The organism is Flavobacterium sp. (assembly GCF_965277525.1).
GTDB lineage: Bacteria > Bacteroidota > Bacteroidia > Flavobacteriales > Flavobacteriaceae > Flavobacterium.
The window spans coordinates 57,702-76,783 of sequence record NZ_CBDIDC010000009.1 but is presented as its reverse complement, the minus strand read 5'-3'; the positions used below and the strand labels follow the sequence as shown (position 1 = coordinate 76,783).

Here is a 19,082-nt window from a genome sequence, read left to right as displayed (position 1 = left end):
GTCTAAAAACCAGTTAAATGCCTTCTTTTAAGTGTTTGTAATTGGATTTAATGGTATCGAAAACTTCATCCATTTTACCGCCAAGCATTAATCGGGTCATTGATTTTGCCATACCCACAACTTGTTCCCATTCTACTTTTGGGGGCATTGCCAGCGCATTTGGATTCGTAAAGATATTTAGTAAAACAGGACCATTATGCAGGAATGCATTTTCAATTGCTCCCTGAACTTCTTCGGGTTTGTGAACATTTACCCCCTGAAAACCCATTGCCTGAGCAATCAGCCCAAAGTCAGGATTAACCATATTCGTTTCGTTATCGGGCAGGCCGCCAACTTCCATTTCCAGTTTTACCATTCCCAAAGCACGATTATTAAAAACAATAATTTTAATGGGAATATTATATTGATGAATGGTTGCCAAATCGCCGAGTAACATAGATAAACCACCATCGCCACACATGGCAATCACTTGTCTTTCAGGATGTGCGAGGGCTGCTCCGATAGCCATTGGCATTGCATTGGCCATTGATCCGTGATTAAATGAACCCAGCATTTTTCGTTCTCCGGTACCTTTTATAAAACGGGCTCCCCAAACACAAGTCATTCCGGTATCTACCGTAAAAATGGCATCTTTCGTAGCTAATTTATCGATAATATGCGCAACATATTCAGGCTGAATCGTGTCTTCGCCACCATTATCATTAATATAGATGTTCATGTTTTCTTTTACACTGTCGTAAAATTTAAGTTGTGCCTCTAAAAAACTATCATCTGTTTTGGTTTCCAATAAAGGTAGTAGAGCTTCTATAGTATCACCTATATCACCGCATAATCCCATATAAAGATTGGCCCTTCTTCCTAAACGTTCAGTACTGGTGTCGATTTGAATGATCTTATTATCGGTAGGCATGAATTTATCATAAGGAAAGTCGGTTCCTAATAACAATACTAAGTGCGACTCATGCATACTGTGATAAGCAGAAGGCTGACCAAGTAAACCTGTCATCCCTATTTCATTGGGATTATTGGGTTGAATACTCATTTTTCCCCGGAAAGAATAGCCTACAGGAGCCTTGATATGATGGGATAATTGTACCACCTGATCGTGTGCTTTTTCAGCTCCAATTCCACAAAACAAAGTTATTTTCGTGCTTTCGTTTATGGCTTGTGCTAAATGCTGTAATTCAGCATCAGAAGGTCGGATAACAGGATTACAATGAAAAAATTGTGTTGAGATATTGCTTTCAACAGCTTTTAATTCAGAAACATCACCGGGTAAGCCAATAACGGCAACTCCTTTTTTGCCCAGGGCATGTTGTATGGCAGTTTGTATAATTCGGGGTGCTTGTTCGGCAGTCATAATCATTTGATTGTAACAACTGCAGTCGTCAAACAATTTGATTGTATTGGTTTCCTGGAAATAATCCATGCCCATCTCGCTTGTGTTTATTGTGGAGGCAATGGCTAACAAAGGCACATGCGAACGATGTGCATCATACAAACCATTGATTAGGTGGACGTGTCCGGGACCGCAACTTCCGGCGCAAACTGCAAAACCATCTAACTCGGCTTCAGCCGCCGCCGCATAAGCACCCACTTCTTCATGGCGAACATGAATCCATTTTATTTTTCCGTTTCTGCGTATCGCATCATTAAAATGATTTAAACTATCACCGGTAACTGCGTAAACACGTTTTACTCCAGCTTCTACCAACATGTCAACTAATTGTTCTGCAACTATTTTACTCATGGATTATATTTTTAAATTAATATTTAGAAAGCACAAACATTGGTTATGGTTTACTTTCTTAATTAGATTTTAATATACACTGGTTATGATGTAAAAGTGATTCTGGTATGGTTTTATAAATTTAAGGAAAAGAAATGGTTTTTTTGAGGTGCAAAGCGACAAAGGTTTCAAAGAAACAGAGTTTTTTCTTTAGGGGCCAAAATTAGGAAAGGTTCAGAAGTAGAATGCGATTAAGCTTTCAAACCTCTGAACCTTTGTTCCTCTGTAACTTTGAATCTTTCTTCTAAAATGGATCCGCAGTAACTCTAAACTTCATATCTGCTTTTACCGTTACATCTTTGGTAAGGGTTTCTTTTAAAGTAACTTTTGTTCTGATTTTATATTTATCAGCTTTAATGTATTGATCTAATCGGGCATCGGTACAAATTAAGTCAATTGTATTAACGCTTGAATTGATATTATCCTGATAAGCCAGTTCTATTTCGTCAGAATCTGTTGTTGAGATGTATAAATGTACCGATTTTAAAAACGTAAATGTTTTATCTGACGGATCAGAGACCGATAATTTAAGCGATTTTATTTTGACATCTTTAACCAAACTCGCCTTGGTTTTATTGTTTTGAAATTCAGCCGAAGAATTTGTTGTTATATCGGGCGTAATAATTTCTAAAGGTAAATTGATAGGAGAAGTGCTTTGAATTTTAATTGAAGTTGAGTTGGAAATATTAAAACTTAATAAGTCATCAACGGTACTGCAAGAATTTAAAAATAAAGACAATAAAAGCGCAAGGATAATTAATTTTGATTTCATAAGTATGGTTTTTTTTAAAATACGATGTTTTGTCTAATTTGGATTTTTCTTTAAGGTTCAAAGTAGCAAAGGCTCAAAGGAACATAGAAAACGAGTAATAAAAATGCGGATTTTTAAAAACTCTGAACCTTTGTCACTTTGAACCTTTGTACCTAAAATCGGAACAATGAAAAAAAATATTATTTTTTCATTGTTCCGATTTTTCAAATTCGAATATAAAAAGTATTTTTGCGCATGCAACACAACGTACTTATTTTAGATTTCGGATCGCAATATACTCAGCTTATTGCGCGTAGAGTTCGCGAATTAAATATATTCTGCGAAATTTTCCCTTACAATCACTTTCCTAGTGATTTATCACCTTATAAAGCCGTAATTTTAGGAGGAAGCCCATTTTCTGTTCGTGCAGAAGACGCTCCGCATCCTGATTTATCTCAAATTAGAGGCAAACTACCTATGTTGGCAGTTTGTTACGGAGCACAATACCTGGCTCACTTTAGTGGGGGAGAAGTAGCGGCTTCGAATACCAGAGAATATGGCAGGGCTAATTTGTCTTATATTAAAGAAGGTGAAACTTTCTTTAACGGAGTTTCAGAAAACAGTCAGGTCTGGATGAGTCATAGCGACAGTATCAAGGCTTTACCAACCAATGCAATAAAATTAGCAAGTACTCATGATGTAGAATTTGCTGCATATAAAATTGAAGGCGAAACTACTTATGCTATTCAGTACCACCCTGAAGTATTCCATTCTACTGATGGATCAAAAATGCTGAAAAACTTTCTAGTAGATATTGCCGAAGTCCCTCAAAATTTTACACCAAATGCTTTCGTAGAAGAAATGGTGGGAGAATTAAAAGAGAAATTAGGAGACGATAAAGTTGTTTTAGGATTGTCAGGCGGAGTAGATTCTACTGTAGCAGCAGTTTTATTACACCAGGCAATTGGTAAAAACTTATATTGTATTTTCGTAAATAACGGTTTACTTCGTAAAAACGAATTCCAAAATGTATTGGATCAGTACAAAGGAATGGGATTAAACGTAAAAGGAGTAGACGCCGGAGATCGTTTCCTGAGCGAATTGGCCGGAATTAGTGATCCTGAAACCAAACGTAAAACAATTGGCCGTGTATTTATCGAAGTTTTTGACGATGAATCTCACCTGATCGAAGACGTAAAATGGTTGGCACAAGGAACTATTTATCCTGACGTCATCGAATCAGTATCTGTAAAAGGACCATCGGCAACGATTAAATCGCACCATAATGTGGGGGGATTGCCGGATTATATGAAATTAAAAATTGTAGAGCCACTTAGAATGTTGTTTAAAGACGAAGTTCGAAGAGTTGGTGCTACTTTAGGAATAGATCCTGAGTTGTTAGGAAGACACCCTTTCCCGGGACCAGGATTATCCATCAGAATCTTAGGAGATATTACTCCGGAGAAAGTTCAGATTTTACAAGATGTTGATGCTGTTTTTATCGACGGTTTAAAATCCTGGGGATTATACGACAAAGTTTGGCAGGCTGGAGCAATCTTGCTTCCGGTAAACAGTGTTGGTGTAATGGGCGATGAGCGTACTTACGAAAAAGTAGTAGCGCTTAGAGCTGTAGAATCAACAGACGGTATGACTGCTGACTGGGTTCATTTGCCTTACGATTTCCTGATGAAAGTGTCTAATGACATCATTAATAAGGTAAAAGGAGTAAACAGAGTCGTTTATGATATAAGTTCAAAACCACCGGCAACAATTGAGTGGGAATAATACTATGAATTAAAATTAAGGCGTTACATTTGTAACGCCTTAATTTTTTAAAACCTACTGTATATGAGAGAACTTTTAAAGATTTCTCTTGTGCTTATTTTGTCTTTTAATAAGATAATTGCGCAAGATTCAATTATTGAACACAAAACTCAAAAAGGAGAAACCGCTTATTTTATTGCCCAAAAATATAAGGTCTCTGTAGATGAAATTTATAAACTCAACCCCGAGTCGCAAAACGGAATCAAAGACAATCAAATTATTAAGATTCCTGTTTACACTGTAGCAAAACAAACTCAGGACCAGTCAATAACTCACGTTGTTGGTGCAAAAGAAACTCTTTTTGGTTTATCAAAACAATATAATGTTTCTGTTGAAGCCCTTCAAAATGCAAACCCAATTCTTACCAACGGACTTCAGATTGGCCAGGAATTAATGATCCCGCAGCATCCTAAAACTGAACTTACAACATCCTCAAAAGTAGCCCATCAGGTGGTGGCTAAAGAATCTTTGTTTAGTATCGCGAGACAATACAATGTTTCGGTCAATGATTTAGAAAATCTAAACAAAGACCTTCTTATTAACGGATTGCAGATAGGTCAGACAATTTCAATTCCAAACAAAAGAAAGACACTCGACGGAAGGGTTCGCGTAATTAATCAGGAAACTATTTTTCATATAGTTGAATCCCAGGAAACTAAATTTTCGATTGCTAAAAAATACGGAATTTCAATCGATCAGCTTGAATCTCAAAATCCTGAGATTGTAAACGGACTAATCGTTGGCAATAAATTAGCAATTAACACTAAAGAAGTCAAACCAACCAACGAAAGCGAAGAATTGATGTTGGCTCTCGCCGAAAAACAAGTTGTGGTCGAAAAAGGAAAAGCAAAAACGGTTGAACTGGAAGATCTAAAGGATCGATTAGTAGTTCAGAAAGAAATGAATCAAAAAATTATAAAAATTAATGATTTGAAAGTCAATCTGAATGATATGAATGGTTCCAGGGAAAACTCGGTTGAAAAATTACGTTTGGTTCTGGAAGCCAATAAAAATGTTCAGGATATTTTAATGGCAAAATTAGATTCATTAGTCAATACAATGAATAATGATTTGATTGATCTGAAAAGAATGGATATTTTGAATGTGAATGAATCAAAAAGATTAGAGAAACAGTCGTATGAAAGCATCGGAAAAACCAGTGAATTATCTTCTCAATTAAAAAAAGAACTGGCAGAAAACCGAAAAGTATATGCCGGCTTGATGAATAAAGTAGAGAAAATTGCTGTTGAGGAAAATCAGGAATACAAAAAGAAAATACGCGAAAACGAAAAAAATAATAACGTTACTTCTTTGCAACAGCGCCTTTCATTAGAAGATATAAAACGATACAAAACAGATCAGGAAAAAGGGGATGCACAAAATCAGTTTTTGATTGCTAAAATTGATTCGCTGGATACTCAGAAAAAAATTGAGATAAAACGACACATCAGTAAAGCGACTTATTATAGTATGGAAGCCCGAAAATTTGATGATAAACTGGCTTTGATAAAATTGAAAAAATATCAGGATGAGGCGATTAAAAATCAAAATAAAACGAATCCGGCTGAATATTCAAAAACAATTTCACTGGAAGAAATGAAGCAGGAACTAAAAGAGAATCCGCTTAGAACTGATAAAAACGTAAGCGTTGAAGTTTATGACAATCTTAAAGAAGTTTCAAACGGCTATTACTTAGTTTTAGGTATATTTACAGACTCTTCATTAAGAGATAAGCTCATTATGAAACTCATTGATTCTGGTGATTTTAACGCTAGCTTCTTTTTTAATATTAACAGTCTTTCGTACTACGTTTATACAGATAAGTATCAAAATATGGAAGAAGTACTGTATAAATGCAAGAAAAATGAAGAAGCGGAGTTATATAAAGAGATTGTTATTGCAAAGGTAGAAATTGATCTTAGAGAATAATTTTTACCAAATTAACAAGTGGCAGGAATCTTGCATTGAAGAGAATTTAGTACCTTGTTTTCGAATTAAAAATTAAATCGTTTTAAGCCTTATTATGAAATATTATTCAACTTTATTGTTTCTTGTTTTTTTTGTAACATTTTCTGCTTTCTCACAAGAGAAGGTGATTAAATATACAGTTGCGAACGGAGAAACGATTAACCAAATTGCTGTAAAATTTAAGGTTACCCCTTATGATATTTATGCGCTAAATCCTGATGCCAGAAGAGGAATTTCACCTAATACCGTTTTGTTGATTCCAACCAGTAGTTCAAAATCTGCTGCGGTTAAATCTGAAGCAGTTGTGGCAAAAACGGGTGGTAATACAAAAGAAGTTATTCATGAGGTACAACCAAAAGAAACTTTTTACAGTATCGAAAAGAAATACGGTATCTCTGATGCGGTTTTAAAGGCGGCAAATCCTTTCTTAGAAAAAAATGGTGTTCAGATCGGACAAAAATTAGTGATTCCTGCAAAAGGATCAGCTGTAAAATCTTTGGTGGCCACAGAAAAGCCAGTTAAGGAAAAAACACCTGAAAAATATGTGTATCACGATGTTATAGCAAAAGAAACTAAATTTTCGATTGCTAAACAATACGGAATTACAATCGAAGAATTAGAGAAACGCAATCCTGAAATCGTTTCGAATTTGCCTATTGGTTACCGATTAACCATTAAAGGAAAAGCACCTAAAGCAGAAGTTTCAACTCCCCCGGTAACAAGTACGGCAAAGCCGGCAGAAACGTCAAAGAAGGCAACTTCTTATATGGAGTATCAGGTAAAACCGAAAGAAACTTTTTATAGCTTATCCCATACTTTTCACATCACTCAGGAGGAATTAACGGCATTGAACCCGGCACTTTCTGAAGGAGTAAAAGAAGGAATGGTTTTAAAAGTTCCTGCAGGATATTTGGCACCAAGTCCAATTATAGCACAACAAGTGCCTGTCGAAAAATCAATTGACAAACCGGTAGAAAACACAGGAGGCGGGATACAAATTATAGACAAAGTAAAATCGGAGACAGTTTCTGTTAATCCTGAAGTGGTGGAGCTGACTAAAAAAAGAGGACAAAACGAGCGTAAAAAAATAGTTTTATTGTTGCCTTTCAATTTAGCTAAAATGCAAAGTGATACTGCCAGTACTGCTAATAAAATAAAGAATGACAAATTTTTGAATATGACTCTTGATTTTTATTCAGGAGCAATGATGGCAATAGATTCTGCAAGAACTTTAAAATTGCCAATAGATGTTGCTATTTATGATTCACAGGAGACTAAAACAACATCAAATGTTTCGACTTTGATTTCTCAAAATAAATTGCAGGATGCCAATGCGGTTATTGGACCATTTTATCAAAATAATGCTGAAGCTACTGCTAATACATTACGCTTGTATAATGTTCCTGTCATTTCTCCATTATCAAAAGACAAAGCAAACCCTATTGATAATTTGTATCAGACTATACCTTCTAATGAGGTTGTTAAAAATGCCATTTTTGATTATATGCGTGGTAAAAACGGAAACATTGTAGCGGTTGTGGATAAAAAGAAAGAATCGGTAATTAGCTATATCAAACAAAATCAAAAAGGAGTTGTTTTTGCCGCTTTGACAGAAACGGGAGGTTTGGATGTCGCAAATTTAAAAAGTTTGCTATTGCCAAACAGAATGAACTATGTGGTGATGGAAACAGGAAATACGGCTATGGTAAAAGCAACCATAAAAGCCCTGATTGATGCACAAAAAACATGTCAGGTACAGTTGGTTATTTTAGAGCCAAACAGCACGCTTGACACAGATGAAATTAATTTTGATAACCTGGTACAATTAAAACTTATGTATCCTTCTGTAACTCGTGAAAGTGATGAACCGGGAGTTTTAATTTTTGATAAAGAATACAGACTGAAGAATAAAGTGAATCCAAATACATATGCAACACGCGGATTTGATGTGACTTTTGATACGATGATGCGTTTGGTACAAGGAAAAACTTATCAGGAAACAGCAGATTTAATGACGACGGAACAAGTTGACAATAAATTTCAATTTTATAAAAAAGAAGATGGAGGACACGCCAATAAAGGAGTGTACATTCTATATTACGATACCGACTTAACTTTAAAAGTAGCAAATTAATGACATCAAAAGTAACCTATTTAGGAGATTTAAGAACAAAATCAATGCATGTGCAATCAGGAAGCGAAATTATCTCTGACGCACCACTAGATAATAACGGAAAAGGAGAAGCATTTTCTCCAACAGATACAGTTGCCAATGCTTTAGCAAGTTGCATGATGACCATTATGGGAATCAAAGCATGCGATTTAAAAGTAGATTTCATTGGTTCAACTGCTGAAGTAACAAAAATTATGAATGCTGAACCAAGAAGAATTGGGGCAATCGAAATTGTTTTTGACATGCAAGGTGTTGAAGATGAAAAAAGCAGAACAATTCTGGAACGTGCAGGAATGACATGTCCGGTATTTTTGAGTTTAAGTTCAGAAATTGAAAAGAAAATTACTTTTAACTGGAAGTAATTTTTTAATAGATAAATAAGAAAGGGCACTTTAATAGTGCCCTTTTCTTGCTTAAAATACTAACCAACTAATAAATATAATAATTCTAATCTTTATAGCTCATTTGTTTAAAATGTCAGCTGATAATATAGTTCTTTTGAAGCAACCTCTCTAATGAACCAAATTAGAGAGGCTTCAAAAAACAAACAATATTTAAAAAAATACTATTTTTAAGGCAACCCTGAGCTACTATTTTAAGTATCCGTTGGCCTAATATTTTTGACTATTAAATTTTTTAATTAACGGGTTTACATGATTTTTTGTATCCTCGTCTAATGTTGCCAAAGTTTTGTCAGCTTCATCAGTTGAGAATTTTGACAATCCGCAAATTCCGGCAGCAAGCACATTATAAGATTGATTTTTGGTACTTTCAATCATTATTATTTTATAAGAAGCATCTCCCGTTGAAGCTAATTTTATAAGGGCAGCTGCTCTGGCAATTGTTTTTTTATCGTTTTTAACAATGTTTAGCAAGGTTTTAATGGCAGCATCCTTTATTTTAGAATCTCCTAAATCAATTGCTTTGATACTTAGAACCCTTAAATCGTCCTGCTGATCTTCTAAGCCGGCCAAAAGTATCAATTGAGCTTCATTACTTTTGTCTTTTGAAGCAAATTTAATGGCTTCAATTCTATTATAATAAGAAGGAACCTTTTTGTATTGATACCAATAATCGGCTACTTTTTTGTTGTCGGTCACCTGACCCACTAAAACTTTATCCGGATCAAAATCTGTAAATTCCGGCTGGGACGGCATATCAAAACTGAAATTTTGTTCGCGTTTTTCGATCAAAATATCCTTTCTGATTTTAGTTCCGTTGACATAAAAATCAACTTTTAATGGTAAACTAAATGTTTGAACCGAATTGTCCTGAACTTGTTTTACCGCGATTGTTGCTTTTCCGTTGGCATACCCGTATTCAATATTCAAAATTGGATTTCCGCCCTGATAATACCATTGGTTAAAATAAGGACTCCAGTCTTTTCCGGTTATTTCTTCCATCGATAAACGCAATTGATGTGTTTCTCCGGATTTGTATGCATTGATTGTCAAATAATGATTCAGTGATTTAAAAAATGCTGCATCGCCCATTTGGTTTTTTGCGGCGTATAATATGATAGAACCTTTTGAGTAGCTAATATTATCAAACATATCGTCTCTGTTTTTGTAATGAAAACGAGCTAGAGGCGGGCTTACTCCATCTTTAGAAGAACGCAAACAGTTTTGTAATTTTTCATAGCGAGAACGGTCTTCGGCATCTTGTCCTGCATCGTGTCCGTGCCAAAGTACTTCTCCAAAAGTGGCAAAAGATTCATTCATAGTTAAATTCGACCAGGATTCTGCGGTTACATAATCGCCAAACCATTGGTGAAAAAGTTCGTGTGCAACCGTACTTTCCTGATTGTCATCCAGCAATTCTCTTGCGGTTTTCTGAACATATTCGCCGTGTAAAGTGGCAGAAGTATTTTCCATCGCACCTGAGAAATAGTCTCTGCAGACAATTTGCGCATATTTTGCCCACGGATATTCTACGCCTAACATTTTGCCATAGAAGTTCATCATGTCCGGAGTTTTTCCGAAGATTTGCTTGGCGTAAGGTGCATATTTCGGCTCCAGATAATAATTTACCTCTTTGCCATTATAAGTGTCTTTATATACTTTAAAATCTCCAACGGCCATCATAAATAGATAAGGAGCATTGGGTTGTTCCATTTTCCAGATATCGGTTCTGGTACCGTTTTTGTTGACTTTTTGCGAAGCCAATTTGCCGTTTGATAAAGTCGTGTATTTTGATTCGACTGTCATTGCGATTTCAGAAGTTGTTTTCTGATTGGGTTTATCAATCGTAGGAAACCAGCAAGAAGAAGCTTCGGTTTCGCCTTGCGTCCAGATTTGTACCGGTTTGTCGCCTTTTCCGTCAGGATTTACAAAATACAATCCTTTTGAATCCGTGATAGTTTGGCCTCCTTTTGTTTTTAGTTCTTCTGGTTTTGCTGTGTAATGAATGAAAAGCGTATATTTTTCGGTGCTTTTGTATTTTCGGTTTAAAGTGATAAAAAGCTGTTCATTGTCATAGGTATATTGTAACGGAATACTCTTTTTTCCGTCAATAATGGCAATTTCCTTAAAGTCCATTCCTTTGGCATCTAAGGTAAGAGAATCGGTTTCGTAAAAGTGAGGCTTTAGCGTCAGCCATTCTTTACCGTACAAATAACGTTTTCCATAATCAAATGAAACTTCTAATTTGGTATGAACTAAATCATTTACTTTTAGTGCTGTAACTCTATAAATGGATAAAGGATCTTTGGTTTGATCGGCGTTTTGAGCTACTGTTTTCTGACCGATCATACAGATAAGGCTAAAAACGGTATATTTTAAAAATAGCTTGTTCATTTTATTTTTTTTGTAAAGTTTATTTTTTGATAACGGTGTCTTTTTAAACACATAGAAACATAGATTTTTAATTAGGTTTAAGCTGTTTTAAAGAAAATCTCAATTTTTTCGCATAGTGTTATGTGATTTATTTTTAAGTGAAACGTCTTTTTAAAAATGCTATAAACTATGTCTTTATGTGTTTAAATATTATGTCCAAAAGGGGTTAAAGTTTCTCGATAATTCGGACTTCTCCATCTTTTTCGTCCGCAGTTAAAATATCCGATTGCTGTTTGGTGTAAACCAATAAAGCCCACTGAACAATTTTATTGTCCGGATATAACTTAGCCTGATTTTGCAGCCATTCCTGAGCTTTTTGTGCGGAAGAAGTTTTCTCAATCGCCCAGGCAGAAACCAATTGATTTGCTGGTAAAAAGTTCAGTACTGTATTGTCTAGTTTTGGTTTAAAAGCAACTATTTTCTGTACTGATTTTGTTGCTTTTTCATTATTCCCCAAACTTGTGTAACAGAGATAATCCATCCAGTTTTCCAGCCTTTCGTCGATATCTTCTTCATAAGGTTTTCCTACTCCTAAATTTTGTGGCCACAATTTGGCATCAGCAATAAATTGTAATGCTTTTTTGTATTGCTTGTTTTTCATTTCGGCTAAAGCCTGCATTAGTTTTGCCTCATGATACAATTGTCTTCCTGCCGTGGCTCCTTCAAAAGGAAGAATTTTCAGTTTGGTGAGGAAAGCGTCAGCGGCAGCGTATTTTTTATTCAGTAATAATGTTTTGGCATACAACATTCCCATTAAATAATTTTCCTTATGGTTTTTGTAGAAGGGTTCTGTGACAGCCAAAGCTTTGTCATATTGTTTTTGGCTGATATAATGCTCTGCTAACAATTTATGATATCTCCAACCTTGATGGTCTAATTTAATAGCTTGCTGAAGATCTGATATTACCAATTGAGAATCATCTTTGAACAATGAAGCTTTGGCAGCATAAAACGCAGGATCATTTGGTTGATCGGCACATTGCAAAAAGAGGTCTTTTGCTTTTAGAATATTACCACGATTCCATTCTATTAAAGCCAGATGATATTTTAACTGCCATTGCTTGTTTTTTGGAATCAATTTCTCGAGTATGACAGCTGTTTCTTCACGGAAAGGAAAACTGATTCCGGGTTGAATTTGGCGTAAATCAACGGGTGTATTTTCTAAAAATGCTTTCCAATATATAATTTCAGGATTTGGAACGGCAAGAGAAAAAACTTTCAAAGCTTCTTCTTTGCGTCCTAATTGCTGGTACCAAATTCCTAATTCAAGATAGGTCTGTTCCGGCATTTCATTTTGTATCAAAGAAGTGAAATGTCCTTTTGATGCTTCTGAATTTTCCCAAAGCAATTTCTCAAAACTAACAAAATGATTTAGTGGATCCACAGCGTTGATTTTATTTAGAATCTCATCTGCTTTAACTGTATTGTTCTGTAAACGGTATAGAACAGCTAACACTTGCAGTCCTTCTAAATTATCCTGATTATTAAGTAGACTTTTTCCGGCATATTCAAGCGCTTTTGACTGATCTTTTCCAATAAAATAAATCCTGCTCAATGCCGTATAGGCAGCACTGCGAAATTCTGTACTTGACGCGGCAATATCAAAACCATCTTTTGCATCGATGCTATTTCCTAAATGCAAGTTTGCCACACCATAATAATAATTTGCCGCAGGATCATAAGTGTTGATTGCCAAAGCTTTGCTTGCCGAAATAATGGCTTCATCGTATTGAAATTTTCTGATTAGCAACGATGCCAGATCAGAAAGGGCAGGAGCGTAGTTAGGATCTTTTTTCAGACAAGCAGTTAGTTTTTCTTCTGCTTTTATATAATCTTTAAAGGCGATATAATTTTTTCCTTGCAGGTATAATCCGTAAACCGAATTGTTATCGAAATCTTTTGGAATTTCCACAGGGCGATTTAGATTTCCATCTTCGGGAGCTGAATTCCAAACCAGTTTATTTTCTCCAATTGTCAGTCTTAATTTATTTTCGTCAACAGCAACCTGAATCGAATCTTTGAATAATTGTAAAGTGTTTACCGAAATATCTTTAGAATAGATTTTTTTACCATTATCAAAAACTTCTAATTTTTCGTTTAATTTTTGAAGTGGAGAAAAGTAAATTTTCAGCCAGCCATTTTCATTTTTAACATTGACTGCACCATAATTATTGGCTTTTACAAAACCTTTTGTTTGTTTTACGGGAAACCAATATTCAGTCCAGGAATCTGTTTGATAAGGGGCGAACGAGCGTTGTTTGAATGGGGTATAAATGCTGTTTTCACTCGCCTGATTGAACAACCTTCCGCTTTGTACTTCTACATATTGTCCGTCAGTATCGGTCAATAATTTTTCCCAGATCATGCCTTGTTGCGACAATCCCCAAATCCATATTTTTTTACCGGGTTTGTCATTGTGATTGCCATATCTACCCATTCCAAAATCTTCATCGTGGTAATAGCCTCCAAAGAAATCATCATATTTCCCGAATACGTGATACGATTTATAACCGCCAAAATCATTGTTTTTATAAAATGATAAATCTTTGCCATTTTCTTTATCAATGGGCCACGGATTATGCTCACCGTTATGACCGATATAGCTTTGTCCAGGATAAATAAACTGTAAATCGTTTGAAGCTTTAATTCCCGTATTCATCCAGGTATAATACGGTTGTTCAGCTTCGGTTGAATTGAACCAAAATGAATTTGTAGTAAAATAAGCTTTGTCTTTTGGTAAATTGATGTCGAGCTTCCATGAGGTACGGGTCAGTAAATCCAGAACTCCAATAACGCAACTGATGCTTCCGTCTTGTCTGGTTATTAATGTATAATCGACGGGAGTGGCACAATTTGGTGTGTGACCAATAATACCGTAATTGCCTTCAACGCCGCCGCTTGTCCACGGACCACGCATAGCGATATCCCTGAATTTGATGACATGGTTGTTGTAAACAAAATCTTTTCCGGTTGATTTTTCTATAGCTGACCATATTTTTCCGCCTATTTCCGGTAAAATCATCAATTTTATATAATCATTTTCCAATTCGATTACTTTCCATTCTTTTTGAACGGGCTTATCGGTGAAACCATCAAAACGGAAGTAAGGATAGGTCTTCGTATCTGGTTTTGGAATTGGATCGGGATCTGAAAAAGGATAAGTAGTGAATACTTTTTTATATTCTTTTATGGTTGGTTTATTTTGTGCGGTGACAAACAGGCTTCCAAAGAGCAAAATGGATATAAATGTTCTTAGTTTCATATGGAGAGCTAATTTTTGTGGTTATTTTTGCTACTCCCGATGACTATCGGGATAAAAAGATTTCAAATGATTTCGTTTATGTCAATTGATGTAATTTATATTTAAATGTGCCGTTAGGTACAAAATGTTGGTAGAAAAAAAATGAATTTGAATAAATTTAGCGTGCCGTAGGTACGCAATGAATATCGTTTTGTTGCGTACCTACGGCACGCTTGATATACTCTCGCTGACCTATGTTTTCTACCAACATTTTGTACCTAACGGCACAAATACTTGCTTTTAGTTTGATTAATATTACTTCACAATCAACAACCAACCTTTTCCTTTTGTTACCGGAATTTCATCCTTTTCAGTAAAAGTTTGCGCAGGTTGAAAATTCGTAATTTCCGGAGCTGTGATTGTTGCTTTTGCAGGATTGATGCCTAGTTTTTTCCAGTCGATATTCAGTTTTACTTTTACATCAGTATCTGCCCAGCTTGCAATAGAAATTAAAGCTGAACCGTTCTTTTTGTAAACTGTTGCCAGAACTTTATCATTAGTTGTTTTTACCGGACAATTTTCACTCCAGTATCCAATCATTTCAGAACCTTTGATTCCGAAAGTATCCCATAATTTCCAGATATTTCTAGGATCTGCGTTACTGCTCCAAGGCAATCTATTGGTCATTCCGTAAACCATTCCTCTCCATGGATTTCCTCCGTCTTGCAGCATTTCGCCCATTAATCCAAAAGGAATTCCGCTTACCTCAGTTAGGAAAAAGTCAGGTTGATTTTTTTCATAATCAAAATATTCTCCAAACCATAATTTATTGATGTACGGAAAGTGTTCCATATATAAATTGGCACTATTATTAAATCCGTCACTTTTATTGTACTGGTTTGCGCTGTGTAAATCGATAATTCCAGGATGTCCGTCTTTTGTTAATACCCTCTTGATTCGTTTCATCGTGATTCTGTCAAAAGCAACATCATCAAGATAGATTCCATCAATACCAACGCTTTGAGTCAGCCAGTTCATTCCTTCAACATAATAATTGTGCCAACGGTTCATACCACTGTTTACGATTGCAGCATCTTTGATTTCAGGAACAAACCAGGCTGCGATATAGTCATCACCAACATGTTCTTGCAACCAGGAGAATCCACCACCTTTTCCGGGAGAGTAAATTTCATGACCTAAACTTCTTAGAGCAAAAGTTTCATAAGCTTTGTTCGAAACCTCTCTAACGGTATTGTAGATCTTAACTTTTAATCCTTTTTCATGTGCTTCATCGATATAACTTTTCATCTTTTTAAATTCAATAAAAGGATAATTGATGTATGGATTTATGGCATTTGCATGGTGAATATTAATTACTGTTGCACCAGTTTGAGCGATTGAATCGATTGGACTGTATTTGTGATAGAATTTAGTATCCCATTGAAAATCTGTGTTTATGGTATGAAAAGGCGTAATTAGTAAGGTGAAGTTGTAATATAAAACATCTCCTTTTTTCATGCTGCGGGCTCCGCTATAAGCGTTTACCAAAACTGATTTTTGATTTGGCGTAATGGTGATTCCACCTTTGTTTTCGTTACCCCATGAAGTTGGTAATAATAATGGTTTTTGCAGATAGAAATTAGTGTTTAACGGACGACTGTATTTTTCGTCTCTAAGAGAAAATTGCAATCCTGAATTCACATTTCCAATCCATGCACCATCTTGGTTTTTGTGGGCAACATCCCATTTCCAGTCAAAAGTTGCAGGACGATCGCCGCCTTTTTGACCTAATCCCATCATGTATTTTGCTGATGAAGGCTGCATTGGCAATTGAAAGTTAATGTCATTGAAAGCAGCATCTTCAAGAGCTGTAATCTTAACGGTATAATGTAAAAAACCATCAAACTCGATAGTAGCATTTACATCCATTTGAAGCGATTGAGAAGTAGAAGTACTTTCCCAGGCAACAGTTCCGGCTTCTTTTTTGGTAAATTTAAGTCCTGAGTTTTTCCATTGTGCTTCTTTTCCGGCTGCACCAATAAAATGAAATGCTATTGGTGCACTCAAAATATCATTAGCCTTTGTGGTAACGGTAGTCATTTCCGGAGTAAAGAAAGTCTGGATTTGAGTTGGGAAACCATTTGTTCCTAAAACCAATTTTCTGCCTAATAAAGATATTTCAGCATCTTTTACAACTAATGGCGTATAAGGTGCAATTACTGTATTTTCCTGGGCTAAAGTTGAGTTCAACCATTTTAAACGCGTCATTTTCTCGGGAGAATCGATTCCTCCGTTTTTGGTCACTTCATTTTTTACAGTTATCTGAAGTGTTATTGGGGTAGATTTTCCATCAGCAACAACTGTCGCTTTTCCGGTATAGATTCCTGCAGCAGCAGTTTGAGGAACATCGATGCCGCACCACATTGCCTGGATTTTTCCTTTTGAAACAGAAACGTTAGCAGAGAAAAGATTTCCATCATATTTGACTCCATCCGTATTGATACAGTTGATGTTTTTTGCTGAAATGGTTTCTCCGTTCGTATTTTTTAAATCCGAAAAAGTCACTTTTACATTGCTTAAATCCTGTAAAGCGTAAACGCCCAATTGAAAAGCCAGATATTCGCCTTTTAAAGCTGTATCTGAAAAAGTGTTTTGAACTCCTTTTTGAATCCATCTTTGCGGCAAATCATTTTTCATACGGATAGAAAACAATCTGTCTTCCGGGAATACCAGGAATGAATTTCCGCTGTTTTTTGCAATAAGATCCTTGGTTTCAGCCGCAGTTGCAATGACTTCCATTGGAAAAAAACTGTTGAAAGCATTGATACTCTGAGTTTCTGTAATCGTGCAATTGTCGGCTAAATTTGGTTTGATTTTAGACAACCATTGCGCATCAGCTTTATTTTCTGGTTTGGCATAAACTCCTTTTGGATAATTAGCATCGCCTTCGTCAATATAAGGCATATAGTACACATAATACGTTCCTTTTCCTGAAACAGGTTCAAAGAAAATTGTTCCGTTTTCTCTGTTGATATTCTCGGTTTTGGTATTAAGAATTTCTTTGCCTGAAGCATCCTGAACAATAATTTTTTTAAGTTCCGGATTTTCATCTCTTCTGCGCCATTCGATAGTGGTTTTCGCTACATTTCCTGTACCGGAAAATAGTACTGCAACGCGATGATTTCCTAACTTGTTAGGATTCCAGCTGTCATTGCCGTCCGTATACTTTATTTGTGCGACCAACGGAATGCTGAGAATGAAAAAGCACATAATCAATATTCGGCTTAAAATTTGTTTGTTGTGTGAGTTTAGTTTCATTGTTTTGATATTCAGGTTAAAAGGGTATGCTTGATTTAAAAGTTAGTAAACAGTTTTCCAGCCATTCTTTTTCCAGTACGCAATGATTGGTTTGTATGGCCCGTATTTATGTTGTTCTTCAGAAAAATTATCGCTAAAAGGACTGTGTGCGTAATCAATAGGTTTGCCCATTTTGTTGGGATAATCGAATGTTTTAGGATTTGGCCTGGTGTGTATGGCATCATCATTTACATAAGCCGCAATATCCAGCGCTTCATTATCTGTAAGATATGGTTTTCCTGGAGTTACTTTATCATACGGCATATTACTTTTTAGCCATTGCGCCTGTTTAATAACGCGATGCATGCTTGAACCGGGCTGATAACCATATTCGCCCCAAAGTGGCGGATAGGTGTAACCTGATTTATCGGCATTGTATTGTCCTTCGCCATTATTTCCGTGGCAACGGGCACAATTTTCAACAAACAATGCTTTTCCTCTTTCCGGACTTGCGGCTACATCAGGAAATTCTATTTCTAAGTTTTTAGCACCTTTAAAATTGCCATCTTTCGGAACAAATTTACTGATCCATTTAAAATACGATAGAAAAGCCACCATTTCTTTTCCGTCAAGCGGAAGGGGTTTTCCGGAATGCGGGCGCATGATGCAATTATTAACACGTTCAGCAAGTGTAAGGACTTTATTTTCACGTCCGCGATATTGCGGATAATTATCGTGAGACGCCATTAAATTGAAGGCATAAGGTTTTGTACCCGCGTCCTGATGGCAATTGGTACAATTCATTTTATTGCCTAAGTATTTTCCGTTGATCCCATTTGGACCAATATAGTAAGCTGTTTTCAGCATCAGTTCCCTTCCGTAACGTACAGATTCTCCAAATTGATCGTCCGGAATTTTTGACGTGTCTATTGTAACGTACGAATCATCATCGGCAGTTTTTGATGCCAATGTTTGAGAATTTGAAGTATGGCAGGAATTGAAAACAACAATTGGCAATGTTGCAAACAGACCAATAAGAATTATTTTTTTCATGTTTACTATTTTTAATCTGTTTTATTTCCCTGCAAGATTTTGAAAATTTTGCAGGTGTCGCTTTTATTGTCAGGTTTCAAAAACCTGTTGAGTATTTATGTAAATCAAGAACTAAAATGTGCCTTAGGGACTAAATATCGGTAACTATATAG

Annotated in this window: 10 protein-coding genes; 4 read left to right on the top strand and 6 right to left on the bottom strand. The window is 35.8% G+C overall.

Going from position 1 to position 19,082, the window contains the following annotated elements:
- Positions 1-13: 13 nt before the first annotated feature.
- Entirely contained in the window at positions 14-1,750 is a 1,737-nt protein-coding gene (locus ACQY44_RS17430) for a thiamine pyrophosphate-dependent enzyme (RefSeq protein WP_428231573.1), read from the bottom strand.
- Positions 1,751-2,033: 283 nt separating this feature from the next.
- Positions 2,034-2,561 (bottom strand): hypothetical protein, encoded by a 528-nt coding sequence (locus ACQY44_RS17425; protein ID WP_428231572.1) that lies wholly within the window; start codon positions 2,559-2,561, stop codon positions 2,034-2,036.
- Between the two features lie 234 nt (positions 2,562-2,795).
- Here ACQY44_RS17425 and guaA point away from each other — a divergent pair, with 234 nt between their 5' ends.
- The 4 genes from guaA to ACQY44_RS17405 all read left to right on the top strand — a co-directional run bounded on the left by guaA (position 2,796) and on the right by ACQY44_RS17405 (position 8,867).
- Entirely contained in the window at positions 2,796-4,325 is a 1,530-nt protein-coding gene (gene guaA, locus ACQY44_RS17420) for a glutamine-hydrolyzing GMP synthase (protein ID WP_428231571.1), read from the top strand.
- 63 nt (positions 4,326-4,388) lie between these two features.
- On the top strand, positions 4,389-6,293 hold the full coding sequence (locus tag ACQY44_RS17415) for a LysM peptidoglycan-binding domain-containing protein (protein WP_428231570.1): 1,905 nt from the start codon (positions 4,389-4,391) through the stop codon (positions 6,291-6,293).
- 94 nt (positions 6,294-6,387) lie between these two features.
- Positions 6,388-8,466 (top strand): LysM peptidoglycan-binding domain-containing protein, encoded by a 2,079-nt coding sequence (locus ACQY44_RS17410; RefSeq protein ID WP_428231569.1) that lies wholly within the window; start codon positions 6,388-6,390, stop codon positions 8,464-8,466.
- Positions 8,466-8,867 carry an OsmC family protein gene (locus tag ACQY44_RS17405; RefSeq protein WP_428231568.1) on the top strand — a complete coding sequence of 134 codons (402 nt, stop codon included), beginning with the start codon at positions 8,466-8,468 and terminating at the stop codon, positions 8,865-8,867. The genes ACQY44_RS17410 and ACQY44_RS17405 overlap by 1 nt, the downstream gene beginning before the upstream one ends.
- 249 nt (positions 8,868-9,116) lie before the next feature.
- On the opposite strand, the gene ACQY44_RS17400 is transcribed toward ACQY44_RS17405, so the two are convergent.
- From ACQY44_RS17400 to ACQY44_RS17385, 4 genes are all read right to left on the bottom strand, one after another.
- Positions 9,117-11,300 (bottom strand): M1 family metallopeptidase, encoded by a 2,184-nt coding sequence (locus ACQY44_RS17400; protein WP_428231567.1) that lies wholly within the window; start codon positions 11,298-11,300, stop codon positions 9,117-9,119.
- Between the two features lie 205 nt (positions 11,301-11,505).
- Positions 11,506-14,601 (bottom strand): DUF5107 domain-containing protein, encoded by a 3,096-nt coding sequence (locus ACQY44_RS17395; protein WP_428231566.1) that lies wholly within the window; start codon positions 14,599-14,601, stop codon positions 11,506-11,508.
- A 294-nt stretch (positions 14,602-14,895) separates the two neighbouring features.
- Positions 14,896-17,898: a glycoside hydrolase domain-containing protein gene (locus tag ACQY44_RS17390; RefSeq protein ID WP_428231565.1), complete on the bottom strand. Its 3,003-nt coding sequence runs from the start codon at positions 17,896-17,898 to the stop codon at positions 14,896-14,898.
- A gap of 42 nt (positions 17,899-17,940) precedes the next feature.
- The gene (locus ACQY44_RS17385) at positions 17,941-18,930 is read right to left on the bottom strand and encodes a c-type cytochrome (protein ID WP_428231564.1); all 990 of its coding nucleotides are present in this window, start codon (positions 18,928-18,930) and stop codon (positions 17,941-17,943) included.
- Positions 18,931-19,082 lie beyond the last annotated feature (152 nt).

Bases quoted from the DNA above. Each gene is read 5' to 3' on its own strand.
- ACQY44_RS17430 (WP_428231573.1), bottom strand. From the start codon at position 1,750: ATGAGTAAAATAGTTGCAGAACAATTAGTTGACATGTTGGTAGAAGCT.
- ACQY44_RS17425 (WP_428231572.1), bottom strand. From the start codon at position 2,561: ATGAAATCAAAATTAATTATCCTTGCGCTTTTATTGTCTTTATTTTTA.
- guaA (WP_428231571.1), top strand. From the start codon at position 2,796: ATGCAACACAACGTACTTATTTTAGATTTCGGATCGCAATATACTCAG.
- ACQY44_RS17415 (WP_428231570.1), top strand. From the start codon at position 4,389: ATGAGAGAACTTTTAAAGATTTCTCTTGTGCTTATTTTGTCTTTTAAT.
- ACQY44_RS17410 (WP_428231569.1), top strand. From the start codon at position 6,388: ATGAAATATTATTCAACTTTATTGTTTCTTGTTTTTTTTGTAACATTT.
- ACQY44_RS17405 (WP_428231568.1), top strand. From the start codon at position 8,466: ATGACATCAAAAGTAACCTATTTAGGAGATTTAAGAACAAAATCAATG.
- ACQY44_RS17400 (WP_428231567.1), bottom strand. From the start codon at position 11,300: ATGAACAAGCTATTTTTAAAATATACCGTTTTTAGCCTTATCTGTATG.
- ACQY44_RS17395 (WP_428231566.1), bottom strand. From the start codon at position 14,601: ATGAAACTAAGAACATTTATATCCATTTTGCTCTTTGGAAGCCTGTTT.
- ACQY44_RS17390 (WP_428231565.1), bottom strand. From the start codon at position 17,898: ATGAAACTAAACTCACACAACAAACAAATTTTAAGCCGAATATTGATT.
- ACQY44_RS17385 (WP_428231564.1), bottom strand. From the start codon at position 18,930: ATGAAAAAAATAATTCTTATTGGTCTGTTTGCAACATTGCCAATTGTT.